Source organism: Spirosoma gilvum (genome assembly GCF_054776815.1).
On the sequence record NZ_BAAHBH010000001.1, the window covers coordinates 954,883 to 979,679 of the forward strand.

21 protein-coding genes are annotated in these 24,797 nt (G+C 49.3%); 12 read left to right on the forward strand and 9 right to left on the reverse strand.

Features of this window, described 5'->3' with window-relative positions; all coding sequences use genetic code 11:
• Positions 1-65 precede the first annotated feature (65 nt).
• The 4 genes from ACYVFD_RS03850 to ACYVFD_RS03865 all read left to right on the forward strand — a co-directional run bounded on the left by ACYVFD_RS03850 (position 66) and on the right by ACYVFD_RS03865 (position 6,126).
• A complete protein-coding gene (locus ACYVFD_RS03850; RefSeq protein WP_461088432.1) occupies positions 66-3,419 on the forward strand; it encodes a UvrD-helicase domain-containing protein in 3,354 nt (1,117 codons plus the stop codon).
• Between the two features lie 61 nt (positions 3,420-3,480).
• On the forward strand, positions 3,481-4,317 hold the full coding sequence (locus ACYVFD_RS03855) for a phosphatase PAP2 family protein (protein ID WP_461088433.1): 837 nt from the start codon (positions 3,481-3,483) through the stop codon (positions 4,315-4,317).
• A gap of 51 nt (positions 4,318-4,368) precedes the next feature.
• Positions 4,369-5,328 carry a methylenetetrahydrofolate reductase [NAD(P)H] gene (gene metF / locus ACYVFD_RS03860; RefSeq protein ID WP_461088434.1) on the forward strand — a complete coding sequence of 320 codons (960 nt, stop codon included), beginning with the start codon at positions 4,369-4,371 and terminating at the stop codon, positions 5,326-5,328.
• Positions 5,329-5,364: 36 nt separating this feature from the next.
• Entirely contained in the window at positions 5,365-6,126 is a 762-nt protein-coding gene (locus tag ACYVFD_RS03865; protein WP_461088435.1) for a phytanoyl-CoA dioxygenase family protein, read from the forward strand.
• A 75-nt stretch (positions 6,127-6,201) separates the two neighbouring features.
• On the opposite strand, the gene rhaT is transcribed toward ACYVFD_RS03865, so the two are convergent.
• Positions 6,202-7,239 carry an L-rhamnose/proton symporter RhaT gene (gene rhaT, locus ACYVFD_RS03870; protein WP_461088436.1) on the reverse strand — a complete coding sequence of 346 codons (1,038 nt, stop codon included), beginning with the start codon at positions 7,237-7,239 and terminating at the stop codon, positions 6,202-6,204.
• A gap of 380 nt (positions 7,240-7,619) precedes the next feature.
• On the opposite strand from rhaT, the gene ACYVFD_RS03875 reads away from it, so the two are divergent.
• On the forward strand, positions 7,620-9,725 hold the full coding sequence (locus ACYVFD_RS03875; protein WP_461088437.1) for a bifunctional aldolase/short-chain dehydrogenase: 2,106 nt from the start codon (positions 7,620-7,622) through the stop codon (positions 9,723-9,725).
• Between the two features lie 142 nt (positions 9,726-9,867).
• Here the strand turns inward: ACYVFD_RS03875 and tnpA are convergent, their stop codons facing one another.
• The gene (tnpA, locus tag ACYVFD_RS03880) at positions 9,868-10,311 is read right to left on the reverse strand and encodes an IS200/IS605 family transposase (RefSeq protein WP_461088438.1); all 444 of its coding nucleotides are present in this window, start codon (positions 10,309-10,311) and stop codon (positions 9,868-9,870) included.
• 131 nt (positions 10,312-10,442) lie between these two features.
• Between tnpA and ACYVFD_RS03885 the strand changes: the two genes are divergently transcribed.
• From ACYVFD_RS03885 to rhaM, 4 genes are all read left to right on the forward strand, one after another.
• Complete coding sequence (locus tag ACYVFD_RS03885; RefSeq protein ID WP_461088439.1) at positions 10,443-11,717, forward strand: sugar isomerase; 1,275 nt, start codon at positions 10,443-10,445, stop codon at positions 11,715-11,717.
• 117 nt (positions 11,718-11,834) lie between these two features.
• Positions 11,835-13,229 (forward strand): FGGY-family carbohydrate kinase, encoded by a 1,395-nt coding sequence (locus tag ACYVFD_RS03890; RefSeq protein ID WP_461088440.1) that lies wholly within the window; start codon positions 11,835-11,837, stop codon positions 13,227-13,229.
• A gap of 86 nt (positions 13,230-13,315) precedes the next feature.
• The gene (locus tag ACYVFD_RS03895; RefSeq protein ID WP_461088441.1) at positions 13,316-14,449 is read left to right on the forward strand and encodes a glycoside hydrolase family 88/105 protein; all 1,134 of its coding nucleotides are present in this window, start codon (positions 13,316-13,318) and stop codon (positions 14,447-14,449) included.
• A 106-nt stretch (positions 14,450-14,555) separates the two neighbouring features.
• Complete coding sequence (gene rhaM / locus ACYVFD_RS03900; protein WP_461088614.1) at positions 14,556-14,870, forward strand: L-rhamnose mutarotase; 315 nt, start codon at positions 14,556-14,558, stop codon at positions 14,868-14,870.
• Between the two features lie 11 nt (positions 14,871-14,881).
• Here rhaM and ACYVFD_RS03905 read toward each other — a convergent pair whose 3' ends face one another.
• The 3 genes from ACYVFD_RS03905 to ACYVFD_RS03915 all read right to left on the reverse strand — a co-directional run bounded on the left by ACYVFD_RS03905 (position 14,882) and on the right by ACYVFD_RS03915 (position 16,758).
• Positions 14,882-15,277, reverse strand: a complete 396-nt coding sequence (locus tag ACYVFD_RS03905) for a (R)-mandelonitrile lyase (RefSeq protein ID WP_461088442.1) — start codon at positions 15,275-15,277, stop codon at positions 14,882-14,884.
• 106 nt (positions 15,278-15,383) lie between these two features.
• On the reverse strand, positions 15,384-15,956 hold the full coding sequence (locus ACYVFD_RS03910; RefSeq protein ID WP_461088443.1) for a sugar O-acetyltransferase: 573 nt from the start codon (positions 15,954-15,956) through the stop codon (positions 15,384-15,386).
• Positions 15,957-15,984: 28 nt separating this feature from the next.
• Entirely contained in the window at positions 15,985-16,758 is a 774-nt protein-coding gene (locus ACYVFD_RS03915; RefSeq protein ID WP_461088444.1) for a hypothetical protein, read from the reverse strand.
• Between the two features lie 156 nt (positions 16,759-16,914).
• Here ACYVFD_RS03915 and ACYVFD_RS03920 point away from each other — a divergent pair, with 156 nt between their 5' ends.
• Entirely contained in the window at positions 16,915-17,802 is an 888-nt protein-coding gene (locus tag ACYVFD_RS03920; protein ID WP_461088445.1) for a helix-turn-helix domain-containing protein, read from the forward strand.
• 201 nt (positions 17,803-18,003) lie between these two features.
• Here the strand turns inward: ACYVFD_RS03920 and ACYVFD_RS03925 are convergent, their stop codons facing one another.
• The 4 genes from ACYVFD_RS03925 to ACYVFD_RS03940 all read right to left on the reverse strand — a co-directional run bounded on the left by ACYVFD_RS03925 (position 18,004) and on the right by ACYVFD_RS03940 (position 21,404).
• A complete protein-coding gene (locus ACYVFD_RS03925; protein ID WP_461088446.1) occupies positions 18,004-18,933 on the reverse strand; it encodes a hypothetical protein in 930 nt (309 codons plus the stop codon).
• A 93-nt stretch (positions 18,934-19,026) separates the two neighbouring features.
• Positions 19,027-19,782, reverse strand: a complete 756-nt coding sequence (locus tag ACYVFD_RS03930) for a VOC family protein (RefSeq protein ID WP_461088447.1) — start codon at positions 19,780-19,782, stop codon at positions 19,027-19,029.
• A 7-nt stretch (positions 19,783-19,789) separates the two neighbouring features.
• Complete coding sequence (locus tag ACYVFD_RS03935) at positions 19,790-20,284, reverse strand: hypothetical protein (protein WP_461088448.1); 495 nt, start codon at positions 20,282-20,284, stop codon at positions 19,790-19,792.
• 235 nt (positions 20,285-20,519) lie between these two features.
• Complete coding sequence (locus tag ACYVFD_RS03940; RefSeq protein WP_461088449.1) at positions 20,520-21,404, reverse strand: SDR family oxidoreductase; 885 nt, start codon at positions 21,402-21,404, stop codon at positions 20,520-20,522.
• Positions 21,405-21,785: 381 nt separating this feature from the next.
• Here ACYVFD_RS03940 and ACYVFD_RS03945 point away from each other — a divergent pair, with 381 nt between their 5' ends.
• Both ACYVFD_RS03945 and ACYVFD_RS03950 read left to right on the forward strand, forming a co-directional pair.
• Positions 21,786-22,124 carry a PadR family transcriptional regulator gene (locus tag ACYVFD_RS03945; protein ID WP_461088450.1) on the forward strand — a complete coding sequence of 113 codons (339 nt, stop codon included), beginning with the start codon at positions 21,786-21,788 and terminating at the stop codon, positions 22,122-22,124.
• Positions 22,125-22,128: 4 nt separating this feature from the next.
• The gene (locus tag ACYVFD_RS03950; RefSeq protein WP_461088451.1) at positions 22,129-24,786 is read left to right on the forward strand and encodes an ABC transporter permease; all 2,658 of its coding nucleotides are present in this window, start codon (positions 22,129-22,131) and stop codon (positions 24,784-24,786) included.
• Positions 24,787-24,797: the final 11 nt, after the last annotated feature.

Here is a 24,797-nt window from a genome sequence, read left to right on the forward strand (position 1 = left end):
TAGTTAGGAGCGAGGAGTGAGGACCGGGCCGCCGGTGCGCTCCTCGCTCCTAACTACTAACCACTATGTTCAAAGTCTACAGTTCTTCGGCGGGGTCGGGTAAGACGTACACGCTTACCAAAGAGTACCTGAAACTGGCGCTTCGGCCCGATGCGAAGGACGATTATTTCCGGCATATTCTGGCGGTAACGTTTACCAATGCGGCTGCCAATGAAATGAAGAACCGGATTCTGGAACGGCTTGCCGATATAGCCGGAACCAAAGAGATGCCCCTGCTTGATGAACTGGTGGCTGAACTCTACGGTATGCCGATTGATTCGGATGGGTTTGAAATAGCTAAAGACGAACTTCGCCGGAAAGCCGCTTCGGTTTTTAAAACCATTCTTCACCGCTACGCCGATTTCAGCGTTACCACCATCGACTCGTTTACGCAACGCATTGTGATGGCGTTTACGGATGAGCTGGGGTTGCCTTATTCGTTCGAGGTTGAACTGGAGACTGATGAAGTACTCGAACTGGCGATCGATAACCTGATCGAAAAGGCCGGAACCGAGGAGATGGAGGAAATTACCACCATTCTGAGTGAATACTACGCCCATACGGCTACGGAAGGGAAAAGCTGGAATCAGTTGCCGGAAGTCCTGAAAGAGTTTGGCCGTAACCTGACCTCCGACCAGTTCTACGAATCTGTCAATGCCGCTCAGGAATTGTCGCCCAGTGCGTTACGAATGATTCGGGAGCAACTGATTCAGCACAATCAGCAGATCGAGAGCGATATTATTGGCTGTGGCCAGCGGGCATGGGAACTGATTACCAACGCTGGACTATCCGAAGCCGATTTTACCTACGGCATGAGTGGCGTAGCGGGGTTTATTAAAACAGTAGCTGAGGGTAATGCCCAAAAAGAGCCCGGTACTCGGGTGCATAATGCCATCAGCAAAGGCGAGTGGTATGGTAAAAAAACGCCCTTGCTGGTTCAGGGCATGATCGATGCCATGGTAGACGAGCTGACCGACTGTCTGACGCAAATCAATACCATTCGGGAAGAAAATGGTCGGCAGGTTACTCTGTTTGAATGCTTACTACCGCATTTGCAGAAACTGGCTCTGTTGAAGCAGATGCGGGTTGAGTTCGATGAACTGCTGCGCAAGGATGGGCGAGTGCATATTTCGGAGTTCAATAAGAAAATACTGTCTATCGTTGCGTCGGAGCCGGTTCCGTTTCTGTATGAACGATTGGGCGTACGGTACAATCACATCCTGATCGACGAATTTCAGGATACCTCCCGACTTCAGTTTGCCAACCTGTTGCCCCTGATTGAGAATGCGCTTGGTGGCGATCATTTTAATCTGGCTGTGGGCGATGGAAAGCAGGCCATTTACCGGTTCCGGGGGGGCGACATGGACCAGATCGTAGCCCTGCATCGCCGGGACTTGACAAGTCTGAAAGAAGCCCATAATCCTGAATCCTGGACGGCCGATCGAATCGAAATGCTCGATGGACATTTGCAGCCGGAAATGCTCAATACCAACTGGCGGAGCGCCGAGCCGATCGTTCGGTTCAATAACGATTTCTTTGAGTTTACGGCGCGTCGGTTTGAGCACCAGCATCCCAAATTGGCGGATGTGTTCGACCCAGAACAACAGTTTCATCAGATACCTTCGCCCAATGCCCGGCAGGCAGGTCATGTGCAGCTCGACTTTGTGATGAAAGAGGAAGACGCTGACAAAGACCTGACAACTCTGATGCTCGAAAAAACCATCGAGCATCTGGACCGATCACTGGCCGACGGGTATCAGTATGGCGACATTGCCATTCTGTGTCGTAAAAAATCGCAGGCAAAAGCATTAGCCAATGAACTGAACGCCCGTCAGATTCCGCTGGTGTCGGCCGATTCACTATCGCTGGAATTTTCGGACCCGGTTAAGTGGCTGGTAACGTTCATGCAGGTGTTGCAACGCCCCGATCAGCGGATGCTCCGCTACGAACTGTTGTATCTGTTTCATCGGGTGGTACAGGGTATTTTTCCTGATGATGCACTTACCGAGAAACTGCGGGCGGTAGCCGAAGGTCCTATTCTGTCGATGTACGACTATCTGGCTGAACAGGGCTATGCGCTGGATGTTTATGCATTGGGTCAGTTGAATCCGTATGAACTGGCCGAACGCCTGACAGCCCAGTTTGGCTTGTTCAATCAGGCGGAGCACAACCCATTTCTGTTTCGGTTTCTAGACGAGGTGTTGACCTTTAACCAGAAACGGAGCGGGCACCTGAGCGATTTTCTTCTGTATTGGGAAAGTGTACGGCAGAAGATTTCGGTCGAAGGCAGCACCCGCAATGCGGTGAGTATCCAGACGATTCACAAAGCCAAAGGGCTGGAATATCCGGTGGTGATTATCCCGTTCGCCAATTGGCGCGTTGAGCCCATCAACGACAGTACGATCTGGGTTAACCTGGATGGAGTCCAGACCAACGCGCTAACGCATTCGGCAGATGAAGGGCGACCGACCCGGCTCCTGACAGCGCCAGTCAATGCCACCAGTAAGTTGCGGGGAACACCCGAACCCATTGCGGCCCAGTACGAAGAGGAAATGACTCGTACGTTTCTGGAAAATATGAATCTGCTCTACGTCGCCTTTACCCGCCCTGTCGACCGGCTGTACGTGATCAGCGAAGCTAAAGACTTTGGGAAAGGGCCGCAGAACACCATTGGCCATTGGCTGCATGCATTTCTGCGTGATAGTGAGGTAGCGCGAAACTGCGGATGTGCCTGGCAGGATGGTGTGTATTCCTATCCGATTAGCTTGTGCGCCGATGTCTGGACACATAAAAAAGTTGACGAATCGCTGGAAGAAATTGTGCTGAACGATATTGTCAGCGGGCACCGGGGGCAGGATTTGCAGTTGCGCCGACTGGCCGACCGTATATTTGACGTGGCCACGTTTGAGCATACCCGCGAGCGCGATCGAAAGCTGTGTGCGGCCCTTAGTCTGATCAAAGGGCCGGAAACGATTGATTCGGTGCTCCGTCGACTTGTCAGCGAAGGCCTTGTTCGTAAAGTAGAGTGCGAACTGATGAAATATAACTTGCTGGCTATTATGTCGCACCCGGATCTGGTCGGTCTGTTCGATTCTCAATTGCGGATCGATACCGATCGGAGTATTTTGAGTCGTAAACGCATTCACGGAGCCCCGCACCGCGTCGTGCATTTTCCCGATGGGCATGTCGTACTGGTGCAATACGAATCGGTAGCAGTGGCCCCTGCGGGTTATGAGGTTGAGGAGGAAGCGGAACAAACTAAAAACCCGACCGCTTCTTTAAAATACTTTACCCGTCTTTACCGCGATATGGGTTTTGCGGAAGTGGAAGGACGCCTGGTCTATCTGGCTGAGAAACCCGAAGTAGTGCGGGTGTCATAAATGAAGAATGTTTAATGAATAATGAACAATGATGGAAGTGAATCAGAAAGTTTGGAAAGGAATGTATAGGAAGTGCCGTGTTTTCTCATCAATATTCATTGTCCATTATTCATTATTCATTAGCACTGGCTTTGCGCAGTCGCCTTATGATCTTCGTACAGGCCGTGAAGTCGGTTTGCTGGGGGCGGGGGCGGTTACGTTAGGGGCTTCGGTAGCCCTGACTAAGGCAATAGATCCGCTGACACCTGCAGAAATAGCATCGCTCAATCGGGGGGATATTAGTTCCTTTGATCGGAATGCAACTTTTCACTGGTCAACTTCGGCCGACAAACTGAGCGATGTGGCTTTGGTAGGAACGATTGGGGCCGCAGGTGTTATTGGCCTTGGTTTGCAACCTATACGGCAGGATGTCAAGACGGTGGGGGTGATGTTTATTGAAACGCTGTTGCTGGCCAATGGGGTTGGCCGAACCGTTAAGTCGGTCACGCAGCGAACACGACCATACGTGTATAACCCACTGGTATCGCTGGATGAAAAACTGGACCGAACATCTCGTCAATCCTTCTTTTCGGGGCATGCCACGAATGCCTTTGCCACAGCCGTTTTTACCAGTGAAGTATTCCGGCACTATTTTCCACATTCCAAATGGAAGCCCGTAGTATGGGTCGGAACGCTTGGGCTGGCATCGGCTACGGCTTTGTTTCGGTACGAAGCCGGACTCCATTACCCAACCGATCTGCTGGCGGGCGCTGCCTTTGGGTCGTTGGTCGGTTGGGGCATTCCCAAACTTCACCAGGTGAAGCAGCGTAGCTCGTTCGGGAACCGGCTGGATGTGCAACCGTGGAGCAATGGTTCAGCCAACGGAATCTATGTGCGCTTAGCCGTGTTTTCGCGTTAACTTTAAGACTATGTTGCTGGATGCTGTTTATCCGGCCTGTGTTTTTGACTGATGACTAAAATTACCGATCACATTAAAGCCGCAAACGGCAAGCCGATATTTTCGATTGAAGTCATACCGCCCATCAAAGGCGATAATCTCAAGAATCTGCTCGACAATATTGAGCCGTTGATGGAGTTCAAACCGCCGTTTATCGACGTTACCTATCACCGGGAAGAATACATCGAACGGCCCATGCCCGACGGGACCATTCAGAAAATTGTGACCCGAAAACGACCCGGTACGGTGGGCATTTGTTCGGCCATCATGCATAAGTTTGGCGTCGATCCAGTGCCGCATGTGCTCTGTGGCGGTTTCACCCGCGAAGAAACTGAAGACTTTCTGATCGACCTACATTACCTCGGCATCGACAATGCGCTGGTGCTTCGGGGCGATCCGGCCAAGCCATTTACAACCTTCAAAGCCAAAGAAAACGGCTACTCCTACGCCAGCGAACTCGTAGAGCAGGTGGCCAATATGAACCAGGGAATTTACCTGCATGAAGAGGATACGGCGCTGGCTCCCAGTGATTTTTGCATCGGCGTAGCGGCTTATCCTGAAAAGCATTTTGAAGCACTCGACCACGACATTGATTTTCATTATCTCAAACAGAAAATCGATAAAGGAGCGCACTACATCGTGACCCAGATGTTTTTTGATAATAAAAAGTTTCTGGACTTTGTGGAGCGGTGTCGGCAGGAAGGCATTACAGTACCAATTATTCCGGGGCTGAAACCGCTCAGTACGCGCAAGCAACTTCAGATTTTACCCAAGCTGTTCCATCTGGAAATACCGGAAGACTTGCGGAAGGCCGTCGAATCCTGTGAGAATGACCAGCAGGCCCGGCAGGTTGGTGTCGAGTGGTGTATCCAGCAATGTCGTGAACTGACAGACGCTGGCGCACCCGTCCTGCACTTTTATACGATGGGTAAGGCTGATAATATCATGAAAATAGCCCGTGAACTGTTCTAACGCATAGGGCAGTGGGGTAATGGCAGAGGGAAAGCAATGCTTAGCCAAACCGAAATCAACCAGTTTATTCAGGACGGATTTGTCCGAATCGATAACGCATTTCCTCGCGAACTGGCTGAGGCAGGTCGCGCTATTTTGTGGAAAGACACCGGTTGTGACCCGACTGATCCGACCACCTGGACGCAGCCTGTCATTCGTCTGGGTGGGTATGCACAGGAACCTTTTCAAAAAGCGGTCAATATGCCCCAGTTGCACGAAGCGTTTGATCAACTGGTTGGGAAAGGGCGTTGGGAGCCTCGAAACAGTTTAGGGACGTTCCCGGTCCGATTTCCAAGCCCTGTCGATCCGGGCGATACGGGCTGGCATGCTGAAGCGAGTTTTGCTGGTGACGATGGTTCCTGGCGGTTGAATGTTTCCTCCAAAGGGCGTGCCTTGCTCATGCTATTTCTGTTCTCAGATGTAGGACCTGAGGATGCCCCAACCCGAATTCTGGTCGGTTCGCATCAGGATGTGCCGAAATGGTTGCAACCGGCTGGCGACAACGGATTGTCGTTTATGGAGCTGGCTCAGCAGTTCGATGAGGCAACCTTGAATCGTCGGATTGAATTAGCTACGGGAAAAGCAGGAACGGTGTATCTCTGTCATCCCTTTTTGGTTCATGCGGCTCAGCCTCACCACGGTACCGAACCTCGGTTTATGGCCCAACCTCCTTTGCTGCCGGCTGAACCCTTACAACTTTACCGATCCGATGGCGCTTATTCCCCTGTCGAACAGGCAATACGAGTTGGGCTGAACTAAGAAACTCTAACGGTCGCTTCTTTCGCCGAATGGCAACGAGAAGCGACCGTTTGAGTTTCTTAGAAATGATTTTTGTTATGCGGCCAGATAATTGCCGATGCCGACAATGACGGTTGAGAGAACGACGGTCAGTATGCCCAGTGAAATCGTACGCATGGTTTTGGGATTAGAGCCTCGCCATTCGTGTAGGATTAGCCCCCATAGACTGCTGAAGGCAATAATAAAGGCCATGTGAAGTGTCCAGCCTGAGAACCGATACTCGCCCATTTTGCTGTCGCCCATGCCATAAAAGAAGAACTGAAAATACCAGGTGAATCCAGCCATGGCACAGAAAATAATATTGGCAACGATGGGGGTCGAGTAATTTGTGTAATCGGTGTAGGTGCGGTTTTTGATATTCAGGTAAATGGTCCAGACAGCGTTGGTTGTCAGACCACCTAGCAGAATAATAACCAATGCCGCATTGTTCATGTAGAGTGGGTCGGCGCCAGCTTTCACTGCCAGTTGAGCGATGGGTTGCCCGGCCGTTTGTCCGAAGGCAAAGCAGGCGCTCATGATGCCCGAAAAAATGGCAACCATAAGCCCTTTCCGAATATCAAACTCGGCAATGACTGCCTTCTTTTGTTCTTCCGTTAGAGAACGTTCTTTCATCATACCCGCAATGCCGCAGATCGAAATACCCAGTACACAAACGCCCAGTCCCAGCATAATGACTTGTCCGGAAGTAGTGCTGATGAGTTCGCCAAATTGACCCTGCCAGATAGGCGGAACCAGAGTACCAAAGAATGCACATAACCCGAGTGTAACCGCCATGCCAAGCGATAAGCCCAGATAGCGCATGGCCAAGCCAAACGTTAGTCCACCGAAGCCCCATAAAACACCCCAGAAATAGCACCAGAGGACGGTTTCGGTTGGCGCCTGCGCCAGTACGCCGAACAGATTAGGAACCGTCAGTGAGCCTAAAATAAGTGGTGCTGCTACCCAGGAGAATAACCCGCCGACGAGCCAGTAACTTTCCCAGGCCCAGCCCTGAACTTTTTTATATGGTAGATAGAAACTGCCGGAAGCAAACCCTCCCAGCGCATGCAGTACAACACCCCAGATTACAGCCACGGTTTTTTTAAAATGATGAATGATTAATGATGAATGATGAGAAGCCTGTTCCGGCAACTACAAATCACGGATTTTAACAAATTTATCCTAATTTGATCCTCAAACTTACCTGCTCTCTCCTGTATGGCAGTATCTTGTCATTCTATTGTCATTGATGGTCATTCGTAGTCATTCGGTAGTTATTGCTCACGGATGACTATCAATGAAAATAGAATGACAATTAATGACTACCACATGACTATCAATAACTAACTATTGACTTCCAGTCGAAAAAAAGAATCTCTTTTATAACAGGAGAGTGCATGACACAGGAGAAAACAAATAAAACGTACTTTGCCTTAAAAACAAGATTTCGGAAAGGAACTACTTACAATTTATCTATGAATACGACGCAAGCGTTCAACTACGTTAGCTATCTCTGGGATGAGCAAAAAGCCGCAGAACTCGCGGGTGATGAAGTCGCTTTGTTTATTTATCGTTCCAACCTGCTCGGTGCTGACCTGCGTCTGACGAACTACGCCGGTGGGAATACGTCGGTAAAGCTGATGGAAACCAATCCATTGACCGGTGAACCTGTCGAGGTAATGTGGGTGAAAGGCTCAGGTGGCGACATTGGTACGCTTACCAAAAAAGGGTGCGCCAATCTGTACGTTGAGCGGTTGCATGCCCTGAAAAGTCGCTACCGTGGTCTGGAATTCGAAGATGAAATGGTTGGTCTTTTTGATCACTGTCTCTTCGATCCGAAATGTGCAGCGCCATCCATCGACACGCCACTGCACGGACTATTGCCATTCAAACACATCGACCACCTGCACCCGGATGCTCTGATTGCTATTGCCGCCAGCAAAGACGGTGAAGCGATCATGCACGAAATCTGGGGTGATCAGATGGCCTGGATTCCCTGGCAACGTCCTGGTTTCGACCTGGGCCTGAAGCTGGAAGAAGCCGTTAAGAAAAACCCGAACCTTCGGGGTATTATACTGGGTGGACATGGTCTGTTTACCTGGGGTGCCACATCGTACGAATCATACATGAATACGCTGGAAGTGATTGAGCAGGCATCCGAATACCTGCATCAGAACTTCGGCAAAAAGCGTCCGGTGTTCGGAGGAGTAGCTGGTCAAAGCGAAACGCCGGAAACCCGCAAAAAACTAGCTGCCGCTCTGATGCCAACCCTACGTGGACTGGCTTCGAGTTATCGGCAGATGATCGGCCATTTTACCGATGATGAGCGGGTACTGGAGTTCGTAAACTCGAACGATCTGCCTCGTCTGGCTCGCCTGGGTACAAGCTGCCCCGATCACTTCCTGCGTACCAAAATCCGTCCGCTGGTTCTCGATCCTGAAAAACTAACTGGTGACGACAGTGTTGCCTATCTCGGTCAGGCTTTTGCTGATTACCGCGCCGATTATACGGCTTACTACGAACGTTGCAAACACCCCAACAGCCCCGCCATTCGTGATACGAATCCGGTGGTACTGCTATGGCCAGGCGTGGGTATGATGACCTTTGCCAAAGACAAGCAAACGGCTCGGGTGGCTGCCGAATTCTACACCAACGCTATCAACGTCATGAAAGGTGCCGAAGCGGTATCGGACTACGTTGGACTGCCTGAGCAGGAAGCGTTCGACATTGAGTACTGGCTGCTCGAAGAAGCGAAACTCCAGCGGATGCCCAAGCCGAAGCCACTATCCGGTAAAATTGCCCTGATTACGGGTAGTGCGGGTGGTATCGGAAAAGCCATTGCTAAGAAGTTCCTTTCCGAAGGCGCTGTGGTCGTCATCAACGATAACGATGCTGACCGTCTGGCGGGTGCTAAAGAAGAATTCCAGAAGCAATATGGCAAAGATGCTTACGCGGCCGATCAGTTGGACGTAACCCAGGCTAATACCATTGCGGCTACGTTCGATACGGCGGTACTGGCGTTTGGTGGTGTCGATATTGTGGTGAACTGTGCTGGGTTGAGCATCTCGAAGCCAATCGAAGAGCATACCGAAAAAGACTGGGATCTGTTGTACGATGTGCTGGTAAAAGGTCAGTTCCTGGTTACGCAGAAAGGCGTTGAGATCATGCGCAAGCAGAAACTGGGTGGCGATGTGATCAACATTGTTAGCAAAAACGCGCTGGTATCCGGCCCGAACAACGCAGGGTATGGTTCAGCCAAAGCCGCTCAATTGCACCTGAGTCGCTTAAATGCTGCCGAGCTGGGTAAGGATCATATCCGGGTGAATGTGGTGAATCCTGACGCTGTTATTTCGGATTCGAAAATCTGGGCAGGTGCCTGGGCCGAAGGTCGTGCAAAAGCGTATGGCATTACAGTGGAAGAACTCCCTGGTTACTATGCCAAACGCACCTTGCTGAATGAGATCATTCTACCCGACGATATTGCCAATGCCTGCCTGGCCTGCGTAAACGGCCTGCTGGCTAAATCAACCGGTAATGTCCTGAACGTAGACGGTGGCGTTGCTATGGCGTTTGTTCGGTAATAAGGCCTAGACAAGTGGTGTCGGTTTCTTAAAACCGACACCACAATTCAGAAACCACAAAAAATTATCAGCCCACAAATTTATTTGTGGGTCAAAACGGTAGTTTACGCGTCATTTTCAACCGTTTTAACGGTTTTGAGAGCTAGCCAATATCGTCAGTTGGTAACCCATAATGCATCATAAACCTCCGGTATTCCTCCTGATAGCTTAGTTTACGATGGTGTTCCTCCTGATTTTGGATATAAGTTCGAACGCGCGGAACATGAGACTCACTAACTGAAAACGCGCCGTAACCAGTTTGCCAGGCAAAATGCGTCGCGGTTAGTTTAGCCTGATTAAACGCATGTGAACTGCCTCCTTTTAGTTGTTTCAGCACGTCGGCTATAGACTTTTTGGGATTGAGCAGGAAGAGAAGATGAACATGGTCGGCCACTCCACCAATACAGTCAACAAAGCAACCCAGATTAATTAGTTGGTTCCGTAGTTCGATGTGTACAGTTTGCCGAATGACCGGAATGATTAATGGTTGACGGTCTTTGGTCGAAAAAACAGCGTGGACCCAGAGTTTCGATTTGGAGTGGCTCATAGGAAAGTGGAGAAAACCGTTAAAACGGTTTGACGAATTGATTAACGATTTTATGAACCCACACATAAATGTGTGGGCTGATAATTAGACGGATTATCCAGATCGTGGATACCTATAACTTGTAAACCTTTATGCAAATCGAACGCGAATATATTGCGGAGTATAACCAGTCGCAGTTGGAAGGGCACCAACGGAAACTGTCGTACTGGACACAGGAGGTCGCTAAGGCGGAACCCATTATTCAGAAACTGATTGACTTTCAGATTGCCATCCCTAGCTGGGCGTTGGGCACAGGCGGAACCCGCTTCGGACGTTTTCCGGGTGGGGGAGAGCCACGCTCGCTTGAAGAAAAAATTGACGATATTGGCCTACTACATGCGCTGAACCGGGCGAGCGGAGCTATTTCCCTGCATATCCCCTGGGACATCCCAACTGACCCACAGGCGATCAAGCAATTAGCCGCTAAACACGGACTTCGGTTCGATGCGGTCAATTCCAATACCTTTCAGGATCAACCCGACCAATCGCTGAGTTATAAATTCGGTTCGCTCCAACATACTGATGCAGCCGTTCGGCAACAGGCTATCGACCATAATATCGAGGTGATCCGGCATGGCGTGGCACTAGGTTCTGATTCGCTGACGGTCTGGTTGTCAGATGGTTCGTGCTTCCCCGGTCAGTTGAACTTTCGGAAAGCCTTCGACCGGACGCTGGGAAGTCTGGCCGAAATCTATGCCGCTTTGCCGGACGACTGGAAGATGTTTGTCGAATACAAAGCCTTTGAACCAAACTTCTATTCGATGACGGTTGGTGACTGGGGTAGCAGCTTCCTGTATGCCAGCAAACTCGGACCGAAAGCCTATACACTGGTCGATTTAGGGCACCACCTGCCCAACGCCAACATTGAGCAGATTGTAGCCATTCTGTTACATCAGGGTAAACTGGGTGGGTTCCATTTCAACGACTCTAAATACGGCGACGACGACCTGACTGTAGGTAGCATCCGGCCCTACCAACTGTTCCTGATTTTTGCTGAACTGATCGACGGGATGGATGAGCGTGGTATGAACCATGCTAAAGACCTGGGTTGGATGATCGATGCCAGCCATAACGTAAAAGATCCACTCGAAGACCTGATCCAGTCGGTCGAAGCCATCCAACTGGCGTATGCCCAGGCATTGCTCATTGATCGCGAAGCACTGGAAGAAGCCCGCGAAGCCAACGACCCTGTTCGGGCGCAGGAAATTCTGCAGGAAGCGTTCCGTACCGATGTGCGTCCGCTGGTAGCCGAAGCGCGTCGGCGGGCAGGCGGGGCCCTGAACCCACTAGCCCTGTTCCGCAGCCTGAACGTCCGTCAGCAACTCATCGGTGAACGTGGTGCCAAAACCGTAGCAACGGGACTTTAATCAATTGTGAATGACTGAATGATAGAATGATTGAATAGACTCACGCTAGTTATTTATTCACCGCGACGGCGAACCGTTCATTCTATCATTCAGTCATTCAATCATTCAAAATTGACTATGAACGTTGTTGCAATTTTTGACATTGGGAAGACCAATAAGAAGCTGTTTCTGTTTGACGAACAGTACCGAATCGTTTGGGAAAAATCGGAGCAATTTTCAGAGGTACCTGACGAAGACGGTGACTTGTGCGAAGATGTAAACTTGCTTCAAAACTGGGTAACCACGTCGCTGGCCGAGGTGATGGCCTTGCCGGACTATTCGGTAAAAGCCGTTAATTTCTCCACCTATGGGGCCAGTCTGGTCTATATTGATCAGAATGGACAAGCGTTTGCTCCCCTGTACAATTACCTGAAAGCGTATCCTGGACCGCTTTTGCAGCAGTTTTTTGCGAACTACGGTGGCGAAACGGAATTGACTCGCCAAACGGCCTCGCCTTCGCTGGGGAGCCTGAACTCGGGCCTTCAACTGTATCGATTCAAGCACGAACAGCCGGAACGGTTCGCAAAACTGGCCTATGCACTTCATCTGCCGCAGTATGTAAGTCACCTGATTAGTGGCTGGCCTGTTTCCGATCTGACCAGCATCGGCTGTCATACCATGCTCTGGGATTTTGACCGGCAGCAATATCACAAATGGGTAATCGACGAAAAACTGGACACGCATCTGGCACCCATCGTTCCATCTGATTCGGTTCAGGGAACAAATGTAGAGGGACGTTCGGTACAGGTGGGCGTTGGCTTGCACGACAGTTCGTCGGCCCTGATTCCCTATCTGGCGTCGTTTCAGGAACCGTTTGTGTTGATCTCGACCGGTACCTGGTGCGTGAGCATGAATCCGTTCAACAACCGCCCACTGACTCCCGAAGAGTTGCAGTACGATTGCCTGAATTACATGCACTACAAAGGTCAGCCGGTAAAATCATCCCGCTTGTTTGCCGGATATGAGCATGAGCAGCAGGTAAAACGGCTGGCAGAGCATTTTCAGGTACCAGTCGATCAGTATAAAAAGGTAGCCTACAGCCCAGCGACAATCGAGCGATTACGTCATCAGCATAGTCAGGTCACAACAGGCAATGATGCGAAAGGCGATCAACTCCTGTCGATGAAAGGGTCATTGTTTGGGCAACGGAAATTAGCTGATTTTGCCAGCTACGACGAAGCTTATCATCAACTCATTCTCGACATTGTATCACAGCAATTGATTTCGACGAATCTCGTTCTGGCCGGGTCGCCTGTGAAGCGAATTTTTGTAGATGGCGGCTTTAGCAAAAATCCCATTTATATGAACCTGCTGGCGATTGCCTTCCCTACCATCGAAGTGTATGCCGCATCGGTGGCCCAGGCATCGGCGCTGGGAGCTGCCCTGGCCATTCACCAGCATTGGAATGCGTGTCCACTGCCGGGCGATTGTGTTGAACTCAAAAAATATACTGCTCAGATAATTGCTCATTAATCCGTTGCTTCAAGTTTCATTCCGATCATTCAGTCACCTCTTTGGCCTGGGTGAAATGGTCAGGATGAAACGTTGACTTAAAAACTATGAAACGCCCACCGCTAAGCTACCGGCTTGCCCTCTTATTTTGCTTAACGACACTAGCTGTTCAGGCACAGAAGCTACCGGCTAAAAAGGAAATTCTGGCCAAAATGACGTTGGCCAACGAATACTTTATGAAGACCTGGCCCGATCCCGGCAAGGAAATCGTGACCAACAAAACCCGACCCAGCAACATCTGGACACGGGCTGTCTACTACGAAGGGCTGATGGCACTGTACGGCATCGATAAACAGAAGCCTTACTACGATTACGCTGTCGAATGGGGGGTAAAGCATAATTGGGGGCTTCGGAGTGGGACCAAAACCCGAAATGCCGATGACCAGTGCTGCGGCCAAACGTTCATTGATCTCTATGCGATCGATCCTAAACCAGAGCGTATTCGCGACATCAAAGCATCGATTGATGCAATGGTCGCCAGCGATAAAATCGATGACTGGAACTGGGTCGATGCCTTGCAGATGGCCATGCCCGTCTTTGCGCAGTTAGGCGTACTGGAAAAAAATCCCGCTTACTTCGAGAAGATGTACCAGATTTACAATTACTCGAAAACGAAGCATGGCGGCAATGGACTATACAATCCCGAAGATCATCTATGGTGGCGGGATAAGGATTTTGTACCTCCCTACAAAGAACCGAACGGACAAGATTGCTACTGGTCGCGAGGGAATGGCTGGGTGGTGGCAGCGCTGGTACGTGTACTCGACATTATGCCCAAAGACGCGCCACATCGTGACGAGTATCAGAAGACGTATCTGGAAATGATTAAGGCCCTGGTGCCCCTGCAACGCCCGGATGGATACTGGAATGCAAGTCTGCACGATCCGACAAATTATGGGGGTAAGGAGCTTACGGGAACCGCTTTGTTTGTGTACGGTATAGCCTGGGGTATCAATCATGGTTTACTCGATGCAAAGACGTACCGACCGACTATTGCCAAAGCCTGGAATGTCATGGCGACCGAATCAGTACATCCGAATGGCTTTTTGGGCTATGTACAGGGAACCGGCAAAGAGCCCAAAGACGGACAGCCTGTTACCTACGACAGCAAACCCGATTTCGAAGATTATGGTCTGGGTTGCTTTCTGCTGGCCGGAACAGAATTGTATAAACTAAATTAGTTTACAGTCTTCTGTTTCCTGTTTTCAGTTAGCTGACGCAGAAACCAAAACATCAATGCGTCAGCTAACTGAAAACAGGAAACAGAAGACTGTAAACGGAATAAAAATGGAAGAAATAGCCTTTACGATGAAATTGAAGCCTGGCGTTGAGGCTGAATATCAACGGCGTCACGATGAAATCTGGCCTGAGTTGTCACAGGTGTTGACTGATGCTGGTATTCGTGATTATTCGATATTTCTGGACCGATCGACCGGGACGCTCTTTGGCGTGCAGAAACGATTGCCGGGTCATACTGCCGATACCTTGCCTGAACTGCCTGTTATGAAACGATGGTGGGCGTATATGGCAGACCTGATGGATACAAACCCCGATAATTCCCCTGTATCCATTCGGTTGGAGCGGGTCTTTCATATGGAGTAACGCTGCCTGCGTTATTTTGAGTATTCATCCTCGCTTACTTTCTCCATCCAGGTTACTACTTGGCCATTGACTTCCTCCTGAATGGCTATGTGGCTCATAGCCTTCGTTGGTGAAGCACCATGCAAGTGCTTTTCATTCGGTTCGAACCAAATGACATCTCCTGGATGAATAGCTTCAATTGGGCCACCCTCGCGTTGCACCCAGCCCATGCCCGAAACAATAATGAGCGTTTGGCCGGCAGGGTGAGTATGCCAGGCCGTTCGGGCGCCGGGTTCAAAGGTAACCAGTGCTCCAGCCCCTTTAGTTGCCGCCTTTTTTGAAAATAAGGGATCAATTCGTACATCCCCTGTAAACCAGGCCTCTGGCCCTTTGGCAGAGGCTTGTGTTCCATTCTTAATGATTTCCATAACTCTTTTTGATAGCGATATAAATTAGTTGCCTTGCCAGCTACTCGTAAATATCCTTGGTTGCAACTGACGTTGCCCGTTCGAATACTATGGATTGAACGTTCACTTACAAAGCCTTGACAATCTTTGCCGGTACACCCGCCACCACTGTATTCGACGGCACATCCCGGCTCACCACCGCTCCGGCTGCTACTATGGAATTTTCGCCAACGGTTACGCCCGGCAAAATGGTTGCCCCTGCTCCAATCCAGGCATTTCGTTTAATGACGATAGGGGCCAGCAGAAGAGTTTTACGATCAGCAGGGTCTAGTGGGTGGTTCTCGGAGGTCAGCTTGGCACCGGGACCAATTTGCACATCGTCTTCAATAGTGATGCCGCCAATGTCGAGAAACGAACAGTTGTGGTTGATAAAGATGTTTTTACCCAGGCTGATAAATTGGCCGAAGTTGGTGTAAAACGGCGGGAACACCACGGTTGATGGGTTTATTTCGGTGCAGATGATGTCACTCAACCGGGAGCGAATCTGGTCAATATCAGTAGCTGTGGCGTTCATTTCGACGCATAGCTTTATGGTCCGGGAAACGACGGCACCAAATTGAGCATACTCGGGATCGTCTTGTCGAAGTGGCTCTCCGGCGCGTAATCGTTCAAAAATGCTTTTTTTCGGGTGTTCGTTCATCGCGCAGATTCGCTTTCATTCGTTACGGTTAGTTGACATGCCTAAAGGTCTTACTGAAATAGTAGGCCAGCATCACATTCCACATGAAATCCTGGTTGCCAGGGACATTCGATGTGAAGGTCTGATTAATGGTGCCCTGTGCCGTAAAAGGAATGCCTTTTTTAGCAAAGATGGCAGTACCGGTAAAATAACTCCCCTGACTACTATCGACGTATAACAGATATACAGTCGGAACGAGCGTCAGCCTAAAGTCGCCACCTAGTCTGATATTTGAAACGACATTGTTCAGGAAGAAAACGTTGGTATTTTGTGGACCATGGTTTTGCAGCCCACTGCCATGCAGATACACGGCTCCAATGCTCCAATTGGGTGTAATCTGGTAGTTGGGTACAACTTCTGCAGCCGCAAACCGTAGCATTTCGGTAATTTCATGATCAGTGCCATTTTCGGAAATGATTTTTTTTACCAATGAAAAGGCTGGGTGTACACCCACCCGCAAACTGAACCGCTTTTGCTCGATCAGCCGATACCGGAGCCAGAAAATAAAACCGCCTTTACTGGCATCTGGCACAAGGCGAATGTCGGGGTCGAAGCTGAACCGTTTCCTGCGCCAGTACAAGTTCATGATCAAGGCGGGGTTATTCAACGAAAAGGTTGGTACGATAGAAAAACCATTGTTCGTAAGGCCAACAGAACCTGAAAACGTCGAGACGCTTTGGGTGCTGTCGGTAGTTTGTCCAAAACCCGTTATGGATGAAAATGCTAAAAGTAAGGTAGTTGAAACAATAATGCTAGTCCTCATTTACAGTGAATTACGGTGGTTGTTTGATAAGTACACACAAAATTATCCAGTACCTATTTACTGGCTTTTATACATTTTACGGTTTTATCTACCATTTTTACGGTTACCAGAATGACCCACCGTTTTGGTCTGTAGATTTGATTAAAAACGAGGAAGATGATCGTCTACGATAGCCTAAAAAAATACAGCGATACATTCAATAACAAGACGCTGCATCCGCTCATCAATCTGGTGGATTTGAGTAAGTCTGACCCATTGAAACGAGCCCGGTTTACCTTGGGTTTTTACGCCATTATCATCAAAGAAACCCACTGTGGCGACTTGCGGTATGGCAACAGATACTATGATTATGCTGAGGGAACTGTTGTCTTTTTTGGACCGGGACAGGTTATTACGAATGAACCAGAAGGCGAAGTCCATCAACCCTATGGTCAGGCGCTCATTTTTCATCCCGACCTCATCAAAGGCACGAGCTTAGGCCGGCAGATTCACGACTATTCGTTTTTTAGCTATCAGTCCAATGAGGCTCTGCACCTTTCTGATAAAGAGAGAGAGACGATCAATGCTTGTTTTGAAAATATTGCTGCTGAAATCGACCAAACTATTGACCGACATAGTAAGCAATTGATTGTAGCCAATCTTGAGTTACTGCTAAAGTATTTTTTACGATTCTATGACCGCCAGTTTATCACCCGTGAACACGTGAATCGGGGTATAGTTGAGCAGTTCGAGCAGAAGTTAAACGACTATTTGTTGAGTGAAAATCTGAAAATCAATGGCGTTCCGACCGTTGCCCACTTTGCTGATTCGGTACATCTTTCGCCCAATTATTTTGGGGATTTAATCAAGAAGGAAACAGGTAAGTCGGCCCTTGAATACATTCAGCTCCATTTGATCGATCTGGCCAAAGAACGAATTTTCGACACCAGCAAATCGTTGAGTGAAATCTCGTATGAATTAGGTTTCAAATACCCGCAGCATTTTACCCGATTTTTTAAACAAAAAGTAGGTGTTTCGCCCAATGAGTATAGAGGGTTAAGTTAAGAGCCTGTTTTAAACTTTATATAGTTGAGCACTAATTGGTGTGCATTGTCATCCCGAGGAACGACAAAATAGCCATAGAAATAAAAGTTTAAACAGGTTCTATGTTTTATGTTGCATAACCGTAAGCCACGCTTACTGCCCAATAGTTTTCATCAGGCAATAAGCGTGGCTTACGTGTAAATTAGATGGTTGCGGCCTTAATCAGTGTAATTCAGCGAGCCATTGTTGGGCAAACGCACGAGCTTCCATGACGGGGGTTTTACCCAGCCGGTACAGGAATTTCCACTCGGCAGGTTTGCGTTGGTAAACAGGGTTCGCAAATTCCTGCTTCCGACCCATTGGAATCAGCCGGGCTTCAAAGTCAACAGTTTCGGTCAGAATAATAAAATCCTGCAAGCGTTTTTTTAGTTGAGGGCGGAAGTCAGCATGGGCGTCGAATTCGGCTTTCTGCCGACGTTGTTGCGCCAGGCGATCTTTATCGACTTCAGGTGTGGCAGTCTGTTGATCGATGTTGGCACCTGCCTGCCGCTTCAGTAATGCCAGATACTGTTTTTTGCATTCGGCTGGGGCCAGATTGAGCACTTTTTTCAGTTCGGCGATGTGTTGCGCTTTGCTGGTCCGTTCACTACCCGAGAGGGACCCCAATCCCTGTTCTTCCTGCGCCAACTGGCTCCTGATAGCCATTTGTATCATAGCTGGGTCCATACCGGCAAAAGCCTGATCAAGGGTGCCAAGCTGGCTTTTCATAGCCGATCGGTTGGCTTCATTGTCCTGCTTCTTCCGGGCTAAACTTTCGTCGGTATATGATTCGTCGTATGGATAATACGTCCGTAGGTCCTGTAGCCAGGCATCCTTAAAATTCGAGGATTCCACATACGCCCGAACCACTTTTCCCAGTGCCCGAACCGTAGTGGCTCGTGACGATTCGGGAATCCGACGGGCCATTTGCCGCATCGAGCTGGTAGCGTTAAAAAAGAACCACTGGGGCTCTTTCAGATTAAGCAGAACATCCTGTCGGAGCTTACCGGTTTCGATGCTTAGTTCAGACATAACGTCGCTAACGCGGGCGGCAACGAGCCAGAAACTAGCACTAAATAGGGTGAGAAGTATAATGTGTTTACTAGTTTTCATGAGCGGTTAAAAAAGAGAAAGGTTCGGGTAATACTCGTCGTTTGACCATGTAAAGTTGATTCTGGAGTGGTCGCTAGAAAAGGGGAATTGGCATCAACCGACAATAACGGGCATTGAGTTGAGCGATCTGGCCTTTGAACGGATGTACTCCGTGCCAACAAATAAGGGCTTCCCAAGCAAAACAGGTAATTGATTGACGCCGTAGCAGTACAAAGTTTGGGCTGGGCTACCCGGTTCAGTTTCAAAGGTCACCTGACAGTGATTCATGGCCGCTGGTATTTTGGTAAATGGCCAGGGATGACCCACCTGCGCTACTGTTAAGAGCCCCGCATCATTTCCCAGAATCGACAGCTCGGGCGATGGCGCAAACCGACGGAAGGTCGGTAGACCAAACCGCTGCATCAACTGACGGGTCGTGGTTGGGGTACATTCGGTTGCTATACCCACCTCACTAATTCCCTGAAACAGATCATCGACAGTCAGGTTCGGGTTGAATAGAGACAAGTCGTTGCGGCTGATGAACTTCACCAGATTGCCGTTGTTGTCGTGAAAGAAACTGGCCCGGGCACGCCAGGTGGGCAATTCGACAATCTCCTGTCCTTTCGTTGTTAGATAGTTCAGCGGATAGCTGTGGAGGCAGACTTCCAGCATCCCCACTGGCACATTGATGGCAAAGTGATAGGGGGCTACCGGCTCATCGACGGCCCTGAAAGTCAGGCGGGTCCAGCCCACCTGAACTGTCAGGGTGTCGACCGATTCAGCGACGATTGACAAACCAAGCTGCCGGTTGTAGAACGCCCGCGTACCCAGAAGGTCGGTCGTATAGAGTTCAAGAGCAACAATTTTCATGGCGAACTTACTGATTGACAACCGACTTTAACGTCACTGTTGTGGTTGATTGCTTCCCATATTCGGTAGCTGTTTTCTCGATTTTCAAGCCAGCGGCCGATGCGTCCAGTACTTTCCATTCTGATACAGCGCTGGCATCCTTGTCGCTTACGATGCGGATGGTGGCCGTTTTCTCATTGTACGTCCAGTGGCTGGGCTTCGCAACAACCGGCAGCGACTCTTCCGATGAACAAGACAGCGTACCTGTATTACCCGATACTTTACCGTTTTCTTCAAAGGTCAGGGTATTGTCTTTGTCGCAGGGGCGGAGAAACGCCATCAGATCAGTATCGACTTTACCGTCGCCATCCAGATCAATGGCTGGGCTAACCTGGAAGGACGCCATACTCAGGTTTTTGCCTACGAAGGCCAGGCTTTTGCTGTTGGAAGGTAACTTGTACGATGCAGCTGTCAGAATAAACGTGGCGGCAGCAGCCATGAAGAAGGTGTTAAAGGCTTTCATTGTATTTGTTGTTTTTGATTAAAAAAGAGGCTTCTGATTACTTGTTGTTGTTTACGTTGCCGGGTTGGCCTGACAAAGTTGGTGTCCGAATAGAGGTTCTCCCACAGGCATGGTTGTCAACCGGAAAAAGACTCGGATGAATTGATGCGAAAGGCGAGTCAACCGTTCATACCTATACCCGTTCTAATCTGTTTGGATTTTATCGATCTACTATCCAGGTCAAGTCCCGCTTGGCCTATGAACCAATTTCAGCGGCCAGGCGGGAGCTTTGCCCGGATAAATCAAATTCGAAAGTAGGTAGGGAAATCGGTGCATAGTCGGCCCAAAAATCGGCGTAACTACGAGGTGTACGCCCAAGGACTTCGGTGCAGAAGGCTATATCGTCGGGCGATATTTTAAACCCCTGTTCCTTCATTAATTGGTAGGTTTTCCGCCAGTCCTCAACGAGCCAGGTAGCAAGCGATTGATCTGTAACGGAATAGGGAGTGGTCGTTTCCTGTAGTCTGCTGATGAGATCGACGGGTTGGGTTTGAGTAAACGACTGAGGACTAACGACTGGAATAGACTGGCCGTTAAAGTCATCGGTGAGGATCGCTTTAATCGCTACGTCGGCCACATCACGCGCATCAACCCGATTGACATCGTTAGCATCAACTGGCTGAGGGGGAATCCCATACGACGCGATGGACGAACCGATGGCCGGATCATGTTGATAGACGAGTGTAGGGCAGACCATTACGTACTCCATTTCGGTTTGCATCAAAACATTTTCGATAATGACTTTGGCCTTTAGGTGCGGTATCTGGCGAACGCCATACTGGCTTAAATAGACCATTTTACGAACGCCAGCGCGTTTAGCTGCGGCAATAGCATACTGACCCTGCGCTCCTTCGGTCGGGCTGCGCTGATTGAGCAGAGCTACCGTGTCGATATCGTTGAAGGCTTTTGGTAGTGAGCCCGGTTGTTCCAGGTGCCCTACAATCGTTTCAACGCTTTTAGGAAATAGGGATGCCTGTTCAGGCGATGTGATCAGTACACGGACTGGCATCTTTTGTTGAGCTAATTCGGCTACGACCAGGCGGCCAATTGTTCCGGTTCCGCCAATGACTAAGATTTTCATAATTCACTAGTTGTTGTTTATGCGTAAAAAAGAAGAGTTGCTAAAGCATTTGTTGTATGCCGTTCAGGAATTGTAAGCCACTTGCTGACTGGCAGGACAAAATTGCGTGGAACCGGCCCAGTGAGCTATTGTAAGTCAGATCAACCGGAAAAAGTGATTCGTGAACTGGGCGATACGACCCGTAGAACATCACTGGGTAGTATGCGTATAAGCTGGGTCTAGCGGCTTCGAGAACCGGACAGTCGCGGACAAAACTGTACGATTTCGGACAGTTTATACGATTGTAAAAGTGTCCTTATTGCCTGTAAATGGCCTTTTTTACTTCTGGCAAGGCATTTGATTTGCAAAATTATAACTAATCATGTCAATCAGAATAAAGCTATGCGCAGGGCTTTTTTAGGCGAGTTTGAAGAGATTGTCTTGCTGGTGGTAGCGGCCTGTCCGGCCGAAGCCTACGGCGTCACGATCTGGGAGGAGCTTCAGCAACAGACCGGCCGGTCAATTACCATGAGTGCTGTCCATGCCACCTTATACCGGCTGGAAGAGAAAGGGTTTTTGTCTTCTGTCATGGGGGGCGCTACGGCCGAACGGGGTGGACGCCGTAAACGCTTTTTTACCTTGACGGCTATTGGCGTCCGAGCCTTAAACGATGTTCAGGAAGTGCGCAGCCGACTCTGGCAGGCCATTCCACCCGGAAAATTTCAATTAATAGGTTTTTAAGGGTATGAAAGCAACCCGCCGACCTCCCCGCTGGGCCGATTGGCTGCTGGAAAGCTGCCTGTCGCCCTACCTGCTCGAAGATGTGCAGGGCGATTTACATGAAGTGTTCTCTAAACGCATCGATCAGGTAGGGTTAGCGCGTGCCCGACGCGAATACAGTTGGGCGGTGCTGCATTACCTGAGCCCATTCTTTTTCAAACCGGCTCAATCGGCCCGAAGAACATCCGATTATCCATCTCCTTCTTTATTAAATCTGAGTATGTTACGTAATTACCTAACCATTGCCCTGCGCACACTGGCTCACAACAAGGCCTACTCCATCATCAACGTCGTTGGATTAAGTATTGGTCTGGCGGCTGCCATGCTGATCATGCTGTACACGAAAGATGAAGTCAGCTACGACCAGTTCCATGCGAACAACCCGCATATCTACCGCATCACCAGTCGGGAATACAACTCGGCAGGCATACCCGAGTCGTTTCAGCCTTATACCGGTATTTTTCAGGGACCTAAGTTTACGGCTGGGGTGCCCGAAATTCGGTCATTTGTCCGATACCAGTCCAATCAGCGGGATATTAAAGAAGGAACGGATGTAAAAAGTCAGGAAGTGTTTTATGCTGATTCCTCTTTTTTTACCATTTTTTCCTTTCCACTTTTAAGTGGAAACCCTGCAACAGCTCTTCGCCAACCCAGGTCAGTAGTGCTTTCGGAAGAGATGGCTGAGAAGCAATTTCATACCACTCAGGCACTTGGGAAACTGATTTTTCTGAAAGAAAAAGATCAGTTTGAGCCCTACACGGTAACGGGTGTTGCGGCAAAATGCCCGCAGAATTCTTCCGTCAAATTCGACGTATTATTGCCGATGGAGGTGTCGAAAGAGGAGTATGCCCTAAACAATAACTGGTTTAGCGTCTTCCAGAATACGTTTGTCGTGCTGAGTCCAACGGCCAATATATCAGCCGTCGAAGCAAAAATGAACCAGGTTTATCAGGCCGATGCTCAGGTGAGTATAAAAGAGATGGCGGAGAAGTTTGGCAATAAAAATAACGTGAAATACGCACTTCAGCCATTCACCGACATGCATTTGAGCAAGGAATTGCCGGCCAGCAATGGCTTGGTGGACGAGAGCAACCCTATGTTTTCCTACATCTTATCGGGTATTGCGCTATTCGTACTGTTGATTGCCTGTATCAATTTTGTCAACCTGACCGTTGCCCGGTCGTTGAAACGGGCCAAGGAAATCGGTATCCGAAAAGTAGTGGGCGGAGGCCGTACGCAACTGACGTTCCAGTTTCTGGGCGAGTCGTTTCTCCTGTGTTTGTTCGCCTTTGTGTTTGCTGTAGCGCTGGTTCAACTGGTGTTGCCTACGTTTAATCAACTGGCCAATAAAGCCCTGTCGCTTTCCTATTTGTTCGATGCACGGCTGGTGACTGGCTACGTACTACTTTTTGTCATGACGGGATTGCTTGCGGGGTTTTATCCGGCACTGGTCTTGTCCAGCTACAATCCCGTACAAACGCTATATAGCCGCTTCAATCTGTCGGGTAAAAATTACCTGCAAAAAGGTCTGGTTGTGTTACAGTTTGCGTTGGCATCGTTTCTGATCGTGACAACGCTGACCATTTATTCGCAGTTTAACTACCTGACCAATACGAAATTGGGATACGACGATAAGAATCTGGTAGTGGTTGACAAGTCGAATTTGAAACGGAATGAGGTTAGTTTGTTGAAAAAAGAACTGCTAAAATTGCCTACTATTGTCGAGGTAGCGCCGAAGAACCGGGGATTCTGGGGAACGGTGGCCAAGGTGAACAATGGTGAAAAACAGCTCTCGTTTGCCTATGAAACCGTCAACGAAAGCTACCTGCCCCTGTTTAAAATTCCGATTCTGAAAGGGCGTAATTTCTCACCCGATTTTCCGAGCGATTCTATTCAGTCGGTGTTGGTCAACGAAAGTTTTGTGAAAGAAGCGGGCTGGAAAAACCCCATTGGGCAGGTTGTCGATTTCTTTGCGTACGAAAAGCCGGAGAAGTTCATCGTGATTGGCGTGGTGAAGGACTATCATTTCGTACCGCTGAATCAACAGATCCGCTCGCAGTTGTTTACCATGCGGCCCAAAAACGAATACGGGAAAGCCTTCATCAAAATCAAACCCAACACCGAAACTGCCAGCCTGAAAGCCATCGAACAAACCTTCAAGCGGTTGTTCCCCATTAGCCCGTACACCTATAAGTTTCTCGATCAGGAAAATTTGCGGAAGTATGAATCAGAAGCAAAATGGAAGCAAATCATGCTATTCGGGGCTGTCCTGACTATCTTCATTTCCTGCATTGGGTTATTTGGGTTAGCCACGCTGTCGGCCGAACGACGTACGAAGGAAGTAGGCATTCGGAAAGTACTGGGCGCATCGACGTCGAGCGTTGTTCAGTTACTCTCGTCCGATTTTCTGAAGCTGGTTTCGTTCTCGTTCGTCTTTGCTTTCCCGGCCGCCTATTACGCCATCGACAAGTGGCTGCAAAACTATCCCTACCGCATCGACATCAGCGTATGGACATTTGCACTAGCGGCTTTACTGGCCATACTAATCGCCTTTTTAACGGTTAGCTTCCAGTCTATAAAAGCGGCCCTTACCAACCCGATCCAGAGTCTACGGGCGGAGTAGGATTGCAGTAT